Here is a 14940-nt window from a genome sequence, read left to right on the forward strand (position 1 = left end):
GACCGCGCCGTTACGGATGAGCCTGGAATACAGCTCGCCCGAGAGCCCATTGCCGCGGAATTCCTTATTAAGATTCCGCAGCATTTCGGTCTCGGTGAGGCAGGGGCGCGGGACGGCCTGGGACACGGAAGAGTCCCAGGCCCCCGTCACTCGGACTTCATGCACTGCCCCAGGTCACGGCGTCAGGCGAGTTCGACGCCCGGCCGGCCGTTCTCCACCCGCAGCCGCGCATAGGTACTCGGCGTCGCCTTCGGCTGCAGCACCGTGTCGACCACCCGCACCTGCGCGTCGATGCCGTCACGCCGGATGTCGAGGAGGTGGTAGCCACGGTGGGCGTCGATCAGCTTCCAGTGCGGGTTGTCCGCCTGCAGCGGGTCCCACTGGGCGTGGAAGGCGGCCTGGTCCTGGTCGCCGTTGCTGGAGATGGACGTACCGACGAACTCGGCGCCGACCACCTCGGAGTCCGGGTCGGCGTAGTCGGTCCTGAGGTCGCTGATCATCGTCAGATGGCGGTCGCCGCTGAGTACGACCGGGTTGCGGACGTCGGCGAACTCGTCGAGCAGGGCGTTGCGCTCGACCTGGTAGCCGTCCCATGCGTCGTAGTACCAGAGCTTGCCCTCGCCGATCTGCAGATCGGTCTCGGCCATCATTATCTGCGAGGCGACGAGGTTCCAGCGGGCCGGCGAGTCCTGCATCCCGTCGAGCAGCCACGCCTTCTGTTCGGCGCCGAGCATCGTGAGCGACGGGTCCTCGGCGGCCGCCTGGCTGGTCACCTGGTCGCTGCGGAACTGGCGGGTGTCGAGGACGTTGAGGCGCACGAGGCGGCCGAACTCCAGGCGGCGGTACATCTGGATGTGCGGGCCGGTCGGGATCGCGCTCGCCCGGACCGGCATGTGCTCGTAGTACGCCTGGAAGGCCGCTGTCAGCCGGGCCACGAACGCGTCGTGCGACTGCTTGGCGGGGTCCTGCGGGATCTCGCCGGCCCAGTCGTTGTCGACCTCGTGGTCGTCGAAGGTGACCACCCAGGGGGCACTGGCGTGCATCGCCGCGAGGTCGGGGTCGGTGCGGTACTGCGCGTACCGGTTGCGGTACTCGACCAGGGTGTAGGGCTCCCCCGTGCCCTCGTGCCGGCGCGGCCCCGTCGAGGCCGGCGTGGACTCGTAGATGTAGTCGCCGACGAACAGGACGAAATCGGGGTCCTGCTGGAGCATGTCGGCGTACGGCGTGAAATAGCCGTGCTGCCAGTTCTGGCAGGAGGCGAGCGCGACGCGCAGGGAGCCGCCCCTGCTGTGCGGGTGGGGGGCGGTGCGGGTGCGGCCGATGGGCGAGAGCTGCCCGCTCACCCGGAAGCGGTACCAGTACGAGCGGTCCGGGCGCAGTCCGCGCACGTCCACGTGAACGCTGTGTCCGTACTCGGGGCGGGCCTGGGCGACGCCCCGGCGCACCCGCTTTCCGAGCCGGGGGTCCTCCGCGATCTCCCACTCCACCGCGACCACGCGGTCGGGCATGCCGCCGCCGTTCAGCGGGTCGGGGGCGAGCCGGGTCCACAGCACGATGCCGTCGGGCAGCGGGTCACCGGAGGCGATGCCGAGGCTGAACACCCCGTCCGGCAGCGTGGCCTCGGCCGCCCGGGCGGTGCCCGGCACCCACAGCTGGGCGGAGGCCGCCGCACCGAGGACGGCGGCACCGGCGGTCAGAAAGCGCCGTCGGTCGGGCGAGACGGTTCCGGTCATCAGCGAACTCCCTTGCCTCGCAAGCCTCTTGGACACGTGAAAGCTCACGCAGCCGGACGGTCCACCGGCTGAACGCAAGCGTTCGCGTACATGACAAATGGGCAGACAACAAAAACCCGTTGCGACACAGGAACAACGGAATGAACGTCACCTGGTCACAACGGGTCTGACGTCACATCAATTGACGCCCACCACAAGAGGCTTCAGTACGAGAGGTTCGAGCCGAATTTCGCGGTCGTACCGTCCGCGCCGAACGGGGTGGCGCCGACGAGGCCGGTGCTGTTCGGCGTCACGCCGAACCCGTAGTCGCCGCTGTCCGCCGGTGCGCCGACGGCGAGGTCGGCCACCGGCTCAGCCCCATCCGGCCCGTCCGGCGCTTGAGGACGAGGCCGCAGGCCGACGGGGGCCCGGGGGCACAGCCCCGGGCCCCCGCGCCCACACCTCAGAACGGCTCGAACCCGTCAAACTCCTGGAGGGACTCGTCCCGCTCGGCGTCCCGGTCCCGCCGCCGCTGCGCCGCAGGCCTCGGTGCCTCGAAGCGATGGTCCTCACCACGGCGCCCCAGCATCTCCGCCCCGGACATCATCGACGGCTCCCAGTCGAAGACGACGGCGTTCTCCTCGGGTCCGATGGCGACACCGTCGCCGGAACGGGCCCCCGCCTTCATCAACGCCTCCTCCACACCAAGCCGGTTGAGCCGGTCGGCGAGGAATCCGACGGCCTCGTCGTTGCTGAAGTCGGTCTGCCGCACCCAGCGCTCGGGCTTCTCGCCCCGCACCCGGAACAGCGCCTCCCCGTCGGCTTCCTCGTGCGTCACGGTGAAGCCCGCGTCGTCGACGGCCTTGGGCCGGATCACGATCCGCGTCGCCTCTTGATTCGGCTTGGCGGCCCGCGCCTTCGCCACCAGGTCGGCGAGCGCGAACGACAGCTCCTTCAGGCCGAGATGGGCCACCGCCGACACCTCGAAGACCCGGTATCCCCGTGCTTCCAGATCCGGCCGCACCATCTCCGCGAGGTCCTTGCCGTCCGGTACGTCGGTCTTGTTCAGCACGACCATCCGGGGCCGCCGGTCGAGCCCGCCGTACTGCTTCAGCTCCTCCTCGATGACGTCGAGGTCGGAGACGGGGTCCCGCTCGGACTCCAGCGTCGCGGTGTCCAGCACATGCACGAGCACACTGCACCGCTCGACGTGCCGCAGGAACTCCAGGCCAAGGCCCTTGCCCTGGCTCGCGCCCGGGATCAGCCCCGGCACGTCCGCGATGGTGTACACGGTCGAACCCGCGGTCACCACACCCAGGTTCGGGACCAGCGTCGTGAAGGGATAGTCCGCGATCTTCGGCTTCGCCGCACTCAGCACCGAGATCAGCGAGGACTTGCCCGCACTCGGGTACCCCACGAGCGCCACGTCGGCGACCGTCTTCAGCTCCAGGCCGATGTCCTGCAGGTCCCCGGGCTCACCGAGCAGCGCGAACCCCGGCGCCTTGCGCCGCGCCGACGCGAGCGCCGCGTTGCCGAGGCCGCCCCGGCCGCCCTGCGCGGCGATGTACGACGTGCCGTGTCCGACCAGGTCGGCGAGCGCGTTGCCCGCCTTGTCGAGCACGACCGTGCCGTCCGGCACGAGGAGGACGAGGTCCTGTCCGTCCTTGCCCGAGCGGTTGCCGCCCTCGCCCGGCTTGCCGTTGGTGGCCTTGCGGTGCGGGGAGTGGTGGTACTCGATGAGCGTGGTGACGGACTGGTCGACGGTGAGGATCACATCGCCGCCACGCCCGCCGTTGCCGCCGTCGGGTCCGCCGAGCGGCTTGAACTTCTCACGGTGAACGGAGGCACAGCCGTGGCCTCCGTTACCCGCGGCGACGTGCAGCTCGACGCGGTCCACGAAGGTGGTCATCTGGGTGCCTCCAGCACTTCAAAAACGTACGGATATGTCTCTGCTCTAACACGCGAAAGGCGGACCCGCCTTCCCACAGGGGAAGTGAGGTCCGCCTCGCGAAACGTTCGGTCTGTGTCTAAGCCTGAGCTCAGGCGACCGGAACGATGTTCACGACCTTGCGGCCACGGTGGGTACCGAACTCCACCGCGCCGGCGTTGAGCGCGAACAGCGTGTCGTCGCCGCCACGGCCGACGCCCGAACCGGGGTGGAAGTGGGTGCCGCGCTGGCGGACCAGGATCTCACCCGCGTTGACGACCTGACCGCCGAAGCGCTTCACGCCGAGCCGCTGGGCGTTGGAGTCGCGACCGTTCCGGGTGGACGATGCGCCCTTCTTGTGTGCCATCTCTCCTCAGTCCCTTACTTCGCAGCCGCGGGGATCTCAGTGACCTTGATCGCCGTGTACTGCTGGCGGTGGCCCTGACGACGGCGGTAGCCGGTCTTGTTCTTGTAGCGAAGGATGTCGATCTTCACACCCTTGTGGTGGTCCACGATCTCGGCCTGGACCTTGATGCCGGCCAGCACCCACGGGTCGCTGGTCACAGCGTCGCCGTCGACAACGAGCAGGGTCGAGAGTTCGACCGTGTCGCCAACCTTGGCAGTGGAAATCTTGTCAACCTCAACGATGTCGCCGACAGCAACCTTGTGCTGGCGACCACCGCTGCGCACGATGGCGTACACGCGGATCTCACTCTCTCGCTCGGGAACGGCACCCCCGCAGTCCAGCCACCCGGCAGGCGGGCAGCCTCTCCAAAACAGCCGGTGACGAGCACCGAGCGCTCTGGAGGAAGAGGTTTACGGGGATGTGACGCGTCTGTACCTGCGGACACGCCGACGGCCAAGGTTACGGGGCCGTGGCCGAAGGGGTCAAACCGGGCCGGGGCCCAGCGGTGTGCGGCCGGTCACGTGGACCGGCCGCACAGCGCACTGCTCAGCTCTCGTCGGCTGCGGCCGAGACCGCGGACTTCTTCGTCGCCGCCGACTTGGCGCCGAGGGTCTTGGCCGCCTTCTTCGCCGTCGCCTTCTTGGCGACCGTCTTCTTGGCCGCGGTCTTCTTGACCGCGGCCTTCTTCGCGGTGGCCTTCTTGGCGGTCTTGCGCGCGGCCGTCTTCTTGGCCGGAGCCGTCTCCTCGACGCTCTCCTGCGCGCTCGACGCCTCGTCCGCCGCACCCGACGGGACGACCACGACGGCCGTCTCCTCGGACGCGGTCGGCGCGGTCGCCTTACGCACCGCACGGCGCCGCGGACGGGCCGGTGCGGCGCTCTCGGGGGGCGCATCGGCCGGGGTCTCGGTCGCCACCGGAGCCTCGGCCACGGGCGCCGCGGTCTCGGTGACGGTCACCACGGCGGTCTCGGCCCCCGCGGGCGATCCGGCCGGCGCGGACACCTTGCGGGTGGCGCGACGACGGGTACGCCCCTTGGGCGCGGTCTCCTCCACGGCCTCGGCCGGGGTCTCGACGACCGCGTCCTCGACGGCGGCGGGCTCGGCGAGCACCGCGGCGGCCGGCTCCGGCTGCACCGGACGTGCGACCTCCTGTTCGGCGGTCACGTGCTGAGCGGTCGGCGCCTCGGACTGCACGTCCTCGGCCCGGACCTCCTCGCGCCTGTTGTCGTCGCGCCTCGGCGCACCCGCGGGAGCGGACGCCCGCCGGCTCGTCCGGCGCCGCGAACGGCCACGGCCGACCGCGGCCTCGGCCTCGGCGACGCTGCTGTACAGCTCCTCGTCCGGGGCGTAGGCGGGCGCGGACAGCGCGACCGGCTCGGCGACCTCGGCGGCGACCTCCGCCTCGGTCTCCTCCTCTGCGGCCTCCGGCGCCTCCGCGGACTCGTGCTCGTGCACATGTCCGTCGCCGCCACGGCCGCGCTTCTTGCGCTTGCCGCCGCCACCGGCGGAGGTCGGCTGCTCCATGTGCACGATGACACCGCGGCCGTTGCAGTGGACGCAGGTCTCGGAGAAGGACTCCAGCAGGCCCTGGCCGACCCGCTTGCGGGTCATCTGCACGAGCCCCAGTGAGGTCACCTCGGCGACCTGGTGCTTCGTACGGTCCCGGCCCAGGCACTCCAGCAGACGCCGCAGCACCAGGTCCCGGTTGGACTCCAGGACCATGTCGATGAAGTCGATGACGATGATGCCGCCGAGGTCGCGCAGCCGCAGCTGGCGGACGATCTCCTCGGCCGCCTCCAGGTTGTTCCTGGTGACGGTCTCCTCGAGGTTGCCGCCCTGACCGGTGAACTTGCCGGTGTTGACGTCGACGACGACCATCGCCTCGGTCCGGTCGATCACCAGCGAACCGCCGCTGGGCAGCCAGACCTTGCGGTCCAGGGCCTTGGCGAGCTGCTCGTCGATCCGGTACGTGGCGAAGACGTCGACCTCGGAGGTCCACTTCGACAGCCGGTCTGCCAGGTCGGGCGCGACGTGCGCGACGTATCCGTAGATGGTCTCCCACGCCTCGTCGCCGCTGACGACGACCTTGGAGAAGTCCTCGTTGAAGATGTCGCGGACGACGCGGACGGTCATGTCCGGCTCGCCGTACAGCAGCGACGGTGCGTTCGAACTGCCGCCGTTCTTCGACTTCTTCTGGATGTCCTCCCACTGCCCCTGCAGTCGCTCGACGTCGCGGCGCAGCTCGTCCTCGCTCGCGCCCTCGGCGGCAGTGCGCACGATGACACCCGCGTCCTCGGGGACGATCTTCTTGAGGATGGTCTTCAGCCGGGCCCGCTCGGTGTCGGGCAGCTTGCGGCTGATGCCGGTCATCGAGCCCTCGGGCACGTACACGAGGTAGCGGCCGGGCAGCGAGACCTGGCTGGTGAGCCGTGCGCCCTTGTGACCGATCGGGTCCTTGGTGACCTGGACGAGGACGGACTGGCCGGACTTGAGGGCGGACTCGATGCGCCGCGGGCCGTTGGCCATGCCCAGCGCCTCGAAGTTCACCTCACCCGCGTAGAGAACGGCGTTGCGGCCCTTGCCGATGTCGATGAAGGCGGCCTCCATCGACGGCAGCACGTTCTGGACCTTGCCCAGGTACACGTTGCCGACGTACGAGGTCGACTGCTCCTTGTTGACGTAGTGCTCGACGAGCACGCCGTCCTCCAGGACGCCGATCTGCGTGCGCTCACCGCTCTGCCGGACGACCATCACACGCTCTACGGCCTCGCGGCGGGCCAGGAACTCGGCCTCGGTGATGATCGGAACCCTGCGGCGGCCCTGCTCGCGGCCTTCGCGGCGGCGCTGCTTCTTGGCCTCCAGACGGGTCGAGCCCTTGATGGACTGCACCTCGTCAGACGGCTCGGAGGGCTTGCGGGGCTCGCGGACCTTGACGACGGTGCGCTCGGGGTCGCCATCGCCGGGCTCCGAGTCCGCGGAGGAGTCACCGGCCCGACGGCGCCGGCGACGGCGCCTACGGCTGCTGGAGCTGGAGCCACCGCCGTCGGCGTCGTCCTCCTCGTCGTCCTCGACCTGCTCGGCGGTGTCCTCGGCGTCCTGCGCGGCGGCCTCGTCGGACTCATCCGACTCGTCCTCGCCCGCGGAGTCGGCCAGTTCGCCACGGCGGCGGCGACGGCCTCCCCTGCGGCGGCGACGGCGGGACCCGGTCTCCTCGGAGTCGTCGCCGTCGGCGGTGTCCTCGGCCGACTCGTCGGCCTCCTCCGCCTCGTCATCGGCGGCGGTCTCGACGGCCTGCGTCTCGGTCTCCTCGCCGAACGAGGTACCCCGGCGTCGGCGGCGGCGCCGCGACCCGGCCTGCTCCTCGGGGAGCTCCTCCGGCTCGACGGCCTCCACCTCGACGTCGGCCTCGGCGGCAGCCGCGGCGGCGGCCCGCTGCGGCGTCTGGAACTGCGGCTCGGTGAACACGGGCGCCTGGAACACGGCGACGGCGGGCCGCGACGGCCGCCGCGCCTCCTCGCTCTCGCCCTTGTCCTCGGCAGGTGCGGCCTGTGCGGGCGCGGCGAAGCCGGTCGCGGCCTTGCGCGTGGCCCGCCGACGTGTACGCCGCGGGGCGGCGTCCTCGTCGCTCTGTTCGGCAACAGGGGTGGGGGCGGGAGCGGTCACCGGCTCCTCGACGACGGGAGCCTGCGCCTCTTCGGCGGCGGACTCGGTGGTCGCGGCCGTCTCCTCGGCGGGCGCGGTCACGCGGCGCGTGGCACGCCGACGGCCACGGCGCGGAGCCGCATCCTCGCCTGCGGACTCGTCGGCGGACTCGACAGCGGGAGCCTCGGCCTCGGCGGGCTTCTCGGCCTCCGCGGCAGGCGTCGCCTCTTCGGTCACGGGCGCGCCGGCGGGCGCGGACGCACGACGCGTGGCACGCCGACGGCTACGGCGCGGAGCCGCGTCCTCGTCGGCGTCCTCGGCCGGTGCCTCGGCGACGGCAGCGCTCTCCGCGACCTCGGCCGGAGCGGCAACGGGCACCACGGTCTCGGCCACCTCGGCGGCCGCGGGCGCACCGGCAGGCGCGGCCGCACGACGGGTCGCACGACGACGCGTACGCCCGGCGGGCGCGGCCTCCTCGACAACCGCAGACACCTCGGCCGCCTCAGCGCCCTCTTCGGTCTTTTCTGCCTCTTCGACATCGGCCGCGACCGCGGTCTCGGCGGCCTCGTCCTCGTCGGCCTTGAGGTCGCCGCCGGCCGGTATGGCCGGCGCGACGATCTCCTCCGGGGTCTCAGAGGCGGCCGCGGCGGGGGGACCCGCCGGGCGGGACGCGGCACGGCGCCGACGACGCGGCGGCAAGGTGTCGCTGGGAGTGTTCAGTTCGGAACCCTCAGTGGGTTCGGTCGGTTCGAGCATGCGGGCATTTCTCCCGTCAGGGCTCCCGGGCGCCGCACCTGGCCCGGCATTGATTGCCGGTGACGTCCGCGGCTCGCGCGATGCGCGGTGCCGCCGTCCGGGGCGCGGGCGCCGCACGGGAGCTTTCTGTGTCCTGTCTCGCCGGTTCCGTACACCGAATGTGTACGGCCTGGCGAAAGTCTTCTGGTCAGTTCGCTGCCCGACCCAGGTGGCTCCCGAGTACGAGGGCGGCGCTTCGACGTCCGTCCTTCGCGGGACCTTCCTTACGCCGGCGCCTTCGCGGCGGCAGCGGAATCGGCCATGGGTGCGGCCGTCGCTGCCTCGCGGTCGGGCGCGAGCGGGTCGGTCACCGTGCCGGTCTCTTCATCGAACAGCCCCTGCGCCAGCCTGGTCACCGCTGCGGGGACCGGCGGCGCGAGGTCGGCCACGGCGCGAAGACCGGACAGGACGTCGTCGGGTCGAACGGCAGGCGTCACGTGCCGAACAACCAGCCGCAGTATCGCACAGGCCTGGTCGGTCGGCCCAGCAAGGTGCACGGCGTCAGCCGCTCCATCGGAGCCGACGCCCGCGGCGGAGGGTCCACCATGCGTTTCAAGCTGCACGACCGCGGCGCGGGCGTCAAAGGTCCGTACGCCGTTCTTGGCCGTGCGCTGGACCTCGACCGCGTCGGCGGCGTTGAAGGCCGAAACGGCCCGCTCGACCTCCACCGGGTCCACGCCGTCCAGCCGCAACTCCCACACGGAAGCCGTGAGCCGGTCGGCGAGCCCGGAGGTCAGGGCCTCGACGGCGTCGACGATGTCGAGCCCGGCGGGCAGCGACTCGTCGAGCAGGAGCCTCAACTTCTCCGGATCCCGCGCCTCGGTGAGGGCGATCTCCAGATACTCCGCCTCACTGCCCGTGCCGGTGGGTGCGGCATTGGCGTACGACACCTTCGGATGCGGCGTGAACCCTGCCGAGTACGCCATCGGCACCTCGGCACGGCGCAGCGCACGCTCGAAGGCGCGCTGGAAGTCACGGTGGCTGGTGAACCGGAGGCGGCCGCGCTTGGTGTAGCGCAGTCTGATGCGCTGCACCGCGGGTGCGGGCGGCGGGCCTTCGGGCTGTCGCTTGCCCAGTGTCGTTCAGTCCTTCGTGAGAGCGGTCGTACTGCTATCAAGAGTACGTGCCTCAAGGCCCAGAGGTTCCCGCCCGTCCACAGCCTCGGCCCGCTCCGGCTCTCCGAACAGCATCCGGCGGAAGTCGGCCCGCGCCTGGCGCGCCGACTCCCGTGCGGAGGCCAGCGCCAGCCGGGTGGCCCGCCCCACACTGCGTGCGGCCTCGGCGGCCGGCCGCAGCACGGCGTCCCGTACGGCATGCCCGACGGGAGTGAGGACGGTCCGGTGGAACCAGCGCACGGGCTCCACGAAGATCCACCGGAAGAGGGTGCCGAGCGCCCGCCCCACGGCGAGCGAGATCCGCCCGGCAACCCGCCAGGCATGTACGAGCGCCTGTCCCACCTCGCGGCCGACGACGGCGAGGAAGCGCCCGACGGGCACGAGCACCCAGCGCCACAGGGCGAGCGCGGGCAACACGAACAGCACCCGCAGGATCCAGTAGAGGGCGACCCCGATCCCGGTGGCGACCAGGCCCGCGACCCGCACGAGCCCCTTCGCACACCACACGATCGCCTGCCCCACCGGCGCAAGCACCCACGCGTACAGCCACACCACCGGGACGACCACGAGATACCGCATCAGCCAGGCGAGAGCGGCATACGCACCCGCCCCGAGCAGGGCGAGCACAGCACCGATCCCCCTGAGCGCCCACATCACGGCATGTCCGGCCGGCGTCAGCACGCGCGCGTACAGCCACACGGCGGGGACGACGACGAGATACCGCCCCAGCCAGGCGAGGGCGGCATACACACCCGCCCCGAGCAGGGCGAGCACCGCGCCGGTCCCCCGCGCCAGCCACACGAGGGCGTGGCCGAGGGGAGTCAGCACGTGGCGGTGGAGCCATCCGAGCGGGACGACGACGAGGACGTTCCCGAGCCAGGCCAGCGCCCGGGCAAGCGGCACGACGACGTACCGCCACAGCCCTATGAACGGCCACACGAACACGGCTCGCGCGACCCATCCCAGCGCCCGTCCGACCGGCCGCAGCACGGTGTCCTTCAGGAACCGACCGGCGACGACGAGCGCGTCCCACACGATCCGCACCGGCACGACCAGTACGAGCACGACGATCCGCACGGGAAGTCGGATCGCGACGACGAGACACCCCTCGGGCGTCTGTCCCCCGGGCGACTGCCGCGCGGGCTGCTGATGCGCGGGCTGCTGTTGCGCCGGCTCCGGAAGCGGCTTCTGCAGATCCATACCCACGTAGACGCCGGAACCTCCCCTCCGGATCCCGCGTCAGTCACAAAGAGCCTGGTCCGCCAGCAACAGGGCGTGCCAGTACCGGTAATAGCGGACGCCCTCCGCGTGCCCGGTGAACTCGCAGTATTCGACGGCAGCAGCGACGGCGTCCGTCACCGGCAGGTAGGCGGCGCGAGGCACGTCGGCGTCCGCGGCCTGCGACGTCAGCTCGCGGATGGCGTCGTGCGCCGCGGCGATCACGTCGCCGTCCAGGTCAGGGAGGTGCTGGCTCAGCGCCCGGTAGTAGTTCAGGTGCTCTTGGAGTGCCGTCGTGAGGAGACTGCTCGACTCTGCCATGGGTCCTCCGAGGGGGAGTCGCACCAGAGAGAAATCGCGTCATGCCTGGGTTTCAGGTTACGGCGCATCCACCGTCCTCACGGGCTCAGCAGCCGCTGCACCAACGGAAGCACGTCCTCAAGATCGGCGGCCGCCAGTTCCCCGAACGCACCGGCGCTGCGTCCCATCACCACCCCGATGAACGCGGCCGCCGCCACCTCGGCCCGCAACTGCGGCCGGTCCAGTCCCTGAGCCGCGAAGGTCTCCTTCAGGGGAGCGACGATCCGCACGTGGAGTTCCTCGTGGGTGGCGGTCTCGACCGCCGGATCACGAGGGCGCTGGACCGCGGCCTGGAAGATGGGCCCGGGACCGCGCTGCCCGATGCGCTCCAGCAGCATCCGCACCTGCTCGGTGTCGAACAGGTCCAACTCCAGGCTGTCGCCCGCCTCGGCGCGCAGGACCGCGATGAGGAGCTGAGCCTTGCCCCCGAAGTACCGGGCGATCAGGGCCTGGTCGAGTCCCGCGCGTTCACCGATGTCCCGCACGGTGGTGCGCTCGAACCCACGCTCGGCCAGCAACTCCCCCGCGGCCTGGACCAACAGCTCCTTGCTGCGCGCAGAGTCCCTCCGGCGCACGGGCTTCTCCGCGCTCATCGACGAACGCCCCTCCCTCTCAGCCTGATAAGTGAGTCGTATCACGCCGACGGGCCCTGCCCAGGCACGGCCCAGGCATGGCCCAGTAGCCGGCCGGGCAGCCCCGCGGGGCAAAGCCGCCTGGCCGAGGACCACCTGCGGCCGATGCGCAGACCGCACCAGTACTACGCGCCTCGTAATGGCCGCTCGTGGACGGAGAAATCGAATTCCCTTACAGTCGCAATGTCAGCGCCTGCTGACTTACGGGCGGCAGAGCCCCGCCGCCTCCCCGGGAATCGAGATCCACCAGGAGATGCACTCGTGCAGCAAGAGGTCTTCAACCCCGATACGGGCTCTGGCACGAGCTCTGGCATGGGCCCTGGTTCGAGCCCCGGCGTCGGCCCTGGCGCGAGGCCGGCCCCGAGCTGGAGCCGGCCCCGGCATCGTGCGGGCGCGCCGACCGATGCGGCGCCCGCCCGGCGCGGCCTGACCGGCCCGAAGGCGGTGCTGGCTCCGGTCGTCACCGTGCTCACCATCGGGCTCGTGTTCATCGCCGTCTTTCTCGCCGCCTTCCACACGCCGAAGGCCCACCGGCTCCCGGTCGCCGTGGCCGCCTCGGACCGGGCGGCGGCGCTCTTCGACGTACGGCTGCAGCGTGCTTCGCCCGACGCGTTCCAGGTCGATCGCTACCGGAACGCGGACGCCGCCAGGTCGGCGGTCGAACACCGCACCGCGTACGCGGCCTACGTGGACACCGCCGGCTCACCCCGCCTTCTGTACGCGGGCGCCAACGGTCCGGCCGTCCAGGCGATGGTCACCCCGCTCGGCAACGCCGCGACGCCCGACGGCAGCAAGATCAAGGTGCAGGACATCCTTCCGCTGTCCAAGGGGGACAGCCGGGGCCTTTCCGTCTTCTACGCCTCGTTCGGCCTCGTTCTGGCCGGATTCCTGTTCGGTCAGATGACGTACCAGATGGCGCCGAGACTCTCCTTCGCACAGCGCATGCTCAGCCTCGCGATCTTCGCGATCGCGGGAGGCACGGCCACGGCCGTCATAGCGAGCGAGGTGTTCGACGCCGTCCCGGGATCGTTCATCACACTCGCCGGCATCCTGACGCTCGCGGCAGGGGCCGTGGCGGCAGGAACCGCCCTGCTCATACGGATCTTCGGTCCGCTCGGCATCCCACTGGGCTCGATCTTCATGCTGGTCATGGGCAACGCATCGAGCGGCGGGGTCCTGCCCCCGTCGTTCCTGCCGGGCTGGCTGCAGCCACTGGCCTCGGTGATGCCTGCCGGCGTCGGCGTGCGGGCCATCGACGGGCTCGCCTACTTCCACCACGACGGAGTGGGGGACGGCGTGATCATCCTCTCCGTCTGGGTGCTGTTCTGCACAGGAGCGATCTTCGCCCTCGACCGCATCGCCGCATCGACGGGCATCCTCCACGTCGCCCACCGCGGGAGTCCGTCGGCGGCGAGCGCGTGAACACCGGTCTCTCGCAGTACCTGCAGAGCCACGGAACCTGCGGAGCCACAGAGCTACGGCTCTACGGAGCCCCAGGATCACGGAGCCACAGAGCTACGGCGCTGCGGAGTCACGGAATCACGGAGTCACAGGAGTTCACTCACCAGCCCGCGAATCCGCTGCTCGATCCCGTCCCGGATCGGACGGACCGCGTCAACACCCTGCCCAGCGGGGTCGTCCAGCTGCCAGTCGACGTACCGCTTGCCCGGGAAGACAGGGCAGGTGTCGCCGCACCCCATGGTGATCACGACGTCCGACGCCTGCACGGTGTCCACGGTGAGCACCTTCGGCGTCTCGCCTGAAATATCGATGCCCACTTCCTTCATCGCCTCCACCACGGCCGGGTTGACGGTGTCGGCAGGGGCGGAACCGGCCGATCGCACCTCGATCCGGTCCCCCGCGAGGCGAGCGAGAAAGGCCGCGGCCATCTGGGAGCGGCCAGCGTTGTGGACGCAGACGAACAGTACGGACGGGCGATCACCGAGAGCAGTCATGAGGCGTCTTCCTGGGAGAGCGGATCAGGGAGTGGCAGGAGCCGCGGATTCAACCGCGCCCTGCGGGACGGGAACGCCGGGAACGTCGGCTTCAACGGGCGCGTGGCGCCCGAACACCGCCACCACCAGCCCCAGGCCGAGGGCGGCGCCGATCAGCTGGGCGACGACGAACGGGGCGACGGAGACCGGCGCGATACCGGCGAACGTATCCGTGAAGGCCCGCCCGATCGTCACCGCCGGGTTGGCGAAGGCCGTGGACGAGGTGAACCAGTACGCGGCCCCGATGTAGGACGCCACCCCCACCGGGGCCAGGTGGGCACGCCCCGCGCGGTTCAGGCCGAAGACCAGCAGGACAAGGCCGGCCGTGGCGACCGTCTCGCCGAGCCACAGGTGACCGGCCAAGCGGTCATGCGTGGACCACCTCACCAGCGGCTCGGCGAACATCGCGTCGGCCAGGATCGCGCCGCCCACAGCCCCGAGGACCTGCGCGGGGACGTACGCCGCTACTTCCCGTCCGGTCGGTCCGTCTCCGCTCGCGCGACCGGAGAAACAAGCCACGATGGTCACGACCGGATTGAAGTGGGCCCCGGAGACCGGCCCGAGGAGCACGATCAGCACCCCCAGCCCGAAGACCGTGGCAAGCGAGTTGGCGAGCAGCTGCACGCCCACGTCGCGCGACAGCTCAGCCGCCTGAATGCCCGAGCCGACCACCACGGTCACCAATGCGGCTGTTCCGACTCCCTCGGCCAGCGCGCGGCGCGCAAGTGAGGCACTCACACGGTCACCGCAGCAGGCTCGGCGGTGGTCAAGAACGCGGCCAACCGCTCCAGCACCCCTGGCAGCACCCAGTAGTAGACCCAGGTCCCGCGCCGCTCGCAGTCGGTGAGTCCCGCCTGCCGGAGCAGCTTGAGGTGGTGCGAGATCGTCGGCTGCGACAGGTCGAAGGCGGGCGTCAGCTCACACACGCACACTTCGCCGCCCTCCCCGCGTGAAGCGATCATCGACATCAGCCGCAGCCGCACCGGATCGCCCAGGGCCTTGAAGATCTTCGCCAGGTCCGCAGCCCGGCCCTCGTCCAGCGGAGCGGACGCAAGACCCGGGCAGCAGCCTGCATCCGCGTCCTGGCCGAGGACCTTCAGCTCTTGTTTCGACATTCCTCTATGTTGACGTTTTTCAAT

Annotated in this window: 14 protein-coding genes; 1 reads left to right on the forward strand and 13 read right to left on the reverse strand. The window is 70.8% G+C overall.

Annotated elements, in window-relative coordinates; genetic code table 11:
• Nucleotides 1-182 precede the first annotated feature (182 nt).
• The 10 genes from OOK07_RS14040 to OOK07_RS14085 form a co-directional block, all read right to left on the reverse strand.
• Entirely contained in the window at nucleotides 183-1733 is a 1551-nt protein-coding gene (locus tag OOK07_RS14040; RefSeq protein ID WP_266796747.1) for an alkaline phosphatase D family protein, read from the reverse strand.
• Between the two features lie 203 nt (nucleotides 1734-1936).
• Nucleotides 1937-2080 (reverse strand): hypothetical protein, encoded by a 144-nt coding sequence (locus tag OOK07_RS14045; RefSeq protein ID WP_266680299.1) that lies wholly within the window; start codon nucleotides 2078-2080, stop codon nucleotides 1937-1939.
• 95 nt (nucleotides 2081-2175) lie between these two features.
• Nucleotides 2176-3621, reverse strand: coding sequence for a GTPase ObgE (obgE, locus tag OOK07_RS14050; RefSeq protein ID WP_266796750.1), 1446 nt, complete (start codon nucleotides 3619-3621; stop codon nucleotides 2176-2178).
• Nucleotides 3622-3751: 130 nt separating this feature from the next.
• Entirely contained in the window at nucleotides 3752-4006 is a 255-nt protein-coding gene (rpmA, locus tag OOK07_RS14055) for a 50S ribosomal protein L27 (RefSeq protein ID WP_019063244.1), read from the reverse strand.
• A 14-nt stretch (nucleotides 4007-4020) separates the two neighbouring features.
• Nucleotides 4021-4341, reverse strand: a complete 321-nt coding sequence (rplU, locus tag OOK07_RS14060) for a 50S ribosomal protein L21 (RefSeq protein WP_006374708.1) — start codon at nucleotides 4339-4341, stop codon at nucleotides 4021-4023.
• Nucleotides 4342-4591: 250 nt separating this feature from the next.
• Nucleotides 4592-8443 (reverse strand): Rne/Rng family ribonuclease, encoded by a 3852-nt coding sequence (locus OOK07_RS14065; protein WP_266796751.1) that lies wholly within the window; start codon nucleotides 8441-8443, stop codon nucleotides 4592-4594.
• A gap of 263 nt (nucleotides 8444-8706) precedes the next feature.
• A complete protein-coding gene (locus OOK07_RS14070) occupies nucleotides 8707-9516 on the reverse strand; it encodes a TIGR03936 family radical SAM-associated protein (RefSeq protein ID WP_266796752.1) in 810 nt (269 codons plus the stop codon).
• Between the two features lie 48 nt (nucleotides 9517-9564).
• On the reverse strand, nucleotides 9565-10797 hold the full coding sequence (locus tag OOK07_RS14075; RefSeq protein ID WP_266801944.1) for a hypothetical protein: 1233 nt from the start codon (nucleotides 10795-10797) through the stop codon (nucleotides 9565-9567).
• Between the two features lie 39 nt (nucleotides 10798-10836).
• On the reverse strand, nucleotides 10837-11136 hold the full coding sequence (locus tag OOK07_RS14080) for a hypothetical protein (protein WP_266680308.1): 300 nt from the start codon (nucleotides 11134-11136) through the stop codon (nucleotides 10837-10839).
• A 77-nt stretch (nucleotides 11137-11213) separates the two neighbouring features.
• A complete protein-coding gene (locus tag OOK07_RS14085; RefSeq protein WP_266680310.1) occupies nucleotides 11214-11768 on the reverse strand; it encodes a TetR/AcrR family transcriptional regulator in 555 nt (184 codons plus the stop codon).
• Nucleotides 11769-12119: 351 nt separating this feature from the next.
• Here OOK07_RS14085 and OOK07_RS14090 point away from each other — a divergent pair, with 351 nt between their 5' ends.
• On the forward strand, nucleotides 12120-13229 hold the full coding sequence (locus OOK07_RS14090; protein WP_266796754.1) for an ABC transporter permease: 1110 nt from the start codon (nucleotides 12120-12122) through the stop codon (nucleotides 13227-13229).
• 125 nt (nucleotides 13230-13354) lie between these two features.
• Here the strand turns inward: OOK07_RS14090 and OOK07_RS14095 are convergent, their stop codons facing one another.
• Genes OOK07_RS14095 through OOK07_RS14105 form a run of 3 tightly spaced genes read right to left on the reverse strand, consistent with a single transcriptional unit; the run spans nucleotide 13355 to nucleotide 14916 of the window.
• Nucleotides 13355-13762 carry an arsenate reductase ArsC gene (locus tag OOK07_RS14095; protein WP_266796756.1) on the reverse strand — a complete coding sequence of 136 codons (408 nt, stop codon included), beginning with the start codon at nucleotides 13760-13762 and terminating at the stop codon, nucleotides 13355-13357.
• Nucleotides 13763-13786: 24 nt separating this feature from the next.
• Complete coding sequence (locus OOK07_RS14100; RefSeq protein ID WP_266796757.1) at nucleotides 13787-14539, reverse strand: aquaporin; 753 nt, start codon at nucleotides 14537-14539, stop codon at nucleotides 13787-13789.
• Nucleotides 14536-14916 (reverse strand): ArsR/SmtB family transcription factor, encoded by a 381-nt coding sequence (locus OOK07_RS14105; protein ID WP_266680318.1) that lies wholly within the window; start codon nucleotides 14914-14916, stop codon nucleotides 14536-14538. Before OOK07_RS14105 ends, OOK07_RS14100 begins: the two co-directional genes overlap by 4 nt.
• Nucleotides 14917-14940 lie beyond the last annotated feature (24 nt).

The organism is Streptomyces sp. NBC_00078 (assembly GCF_026343335.1).
Taxonomy (GTDB): domain Bacteria; phylum Actinomycetota; class Actinomycetes; order Streptomycetales; family Streptomycetaceae; genus Streptomyces.

Bases quoted from the DNA above. Each gene is read 5' to 3' on its own strand.
- OOK07_RS14080 (WP_266680308.1), bottom strand. From the start codon at position 11,136: ATGGCAGAGTCGAGCAGTCTCCTCACGACGGCACTCCAAGAGCACCTG.
- obgE (WP_266796750.1), bottom strand. From the start codon at position 3,621: ATGACCACCTTCGTGGACCGCGTCGAGCTGCACGTCGCCGCGGGTAAC.
- OOK07_RS14085 (WP_266680310.1), bottom strand. From the start codon at position 11,768: ATGAGCGCGGAGAAGCCCGTGCGCCGGAGGGACTCTGCGCGCAGCAAG.
- OOK07_RS14075 (WP_266801944.1), bottom strand. From the start codon at position 10,797: ATGGATCTGCAGAAGCCGCTTCCGGAGCCGGCGCAACAGCAGCCCGCG.
- OOK07_RS14090 (WP_266796754.1), top strand. From the start codon at position 12,120: ATGGGCCCTGGTTCGAGCCCCGGCGTCGGCCCTGGCGCGAGGCCGGCC.
- rpmA (WP_019063244.1), bottom strand. From the start codon at position 4,006: ATGGCACACAAGAAGGGCGCATCGTCCACCCGGAACGGTCGCGACTCC.
- OOK07_RS14065 (WP_266796751.1), bottom strand. From the start codon at position 8,443: ATGCTCGAACCGACCGAACCCACTGAGGGTTCCGAACTGAACACTCCC.
- OOK07_RS14040 (WP_266796747.1), bottom strand. From the start codon at position 1,733: ATGACCGGAACCGTCTCGCCCGACCGACGGCGCTTTCTGACCGCCGGT.
- OOK07_RS14105 (WP_266680318.1), bottom strand. From the start codon at position 14,916: ATGTCGAAACAAGAGCTGAAGGTCCTCGGCCAGGACGCGGATGCAGGC.
- OOK07_RS14095 (WP_266796756.1), bottom strand. From the start codon at position 13,762: ATGACTGCTCTCGGTGATCGCCCGTCCGTACTGTTCGTCTGCGTCCAC.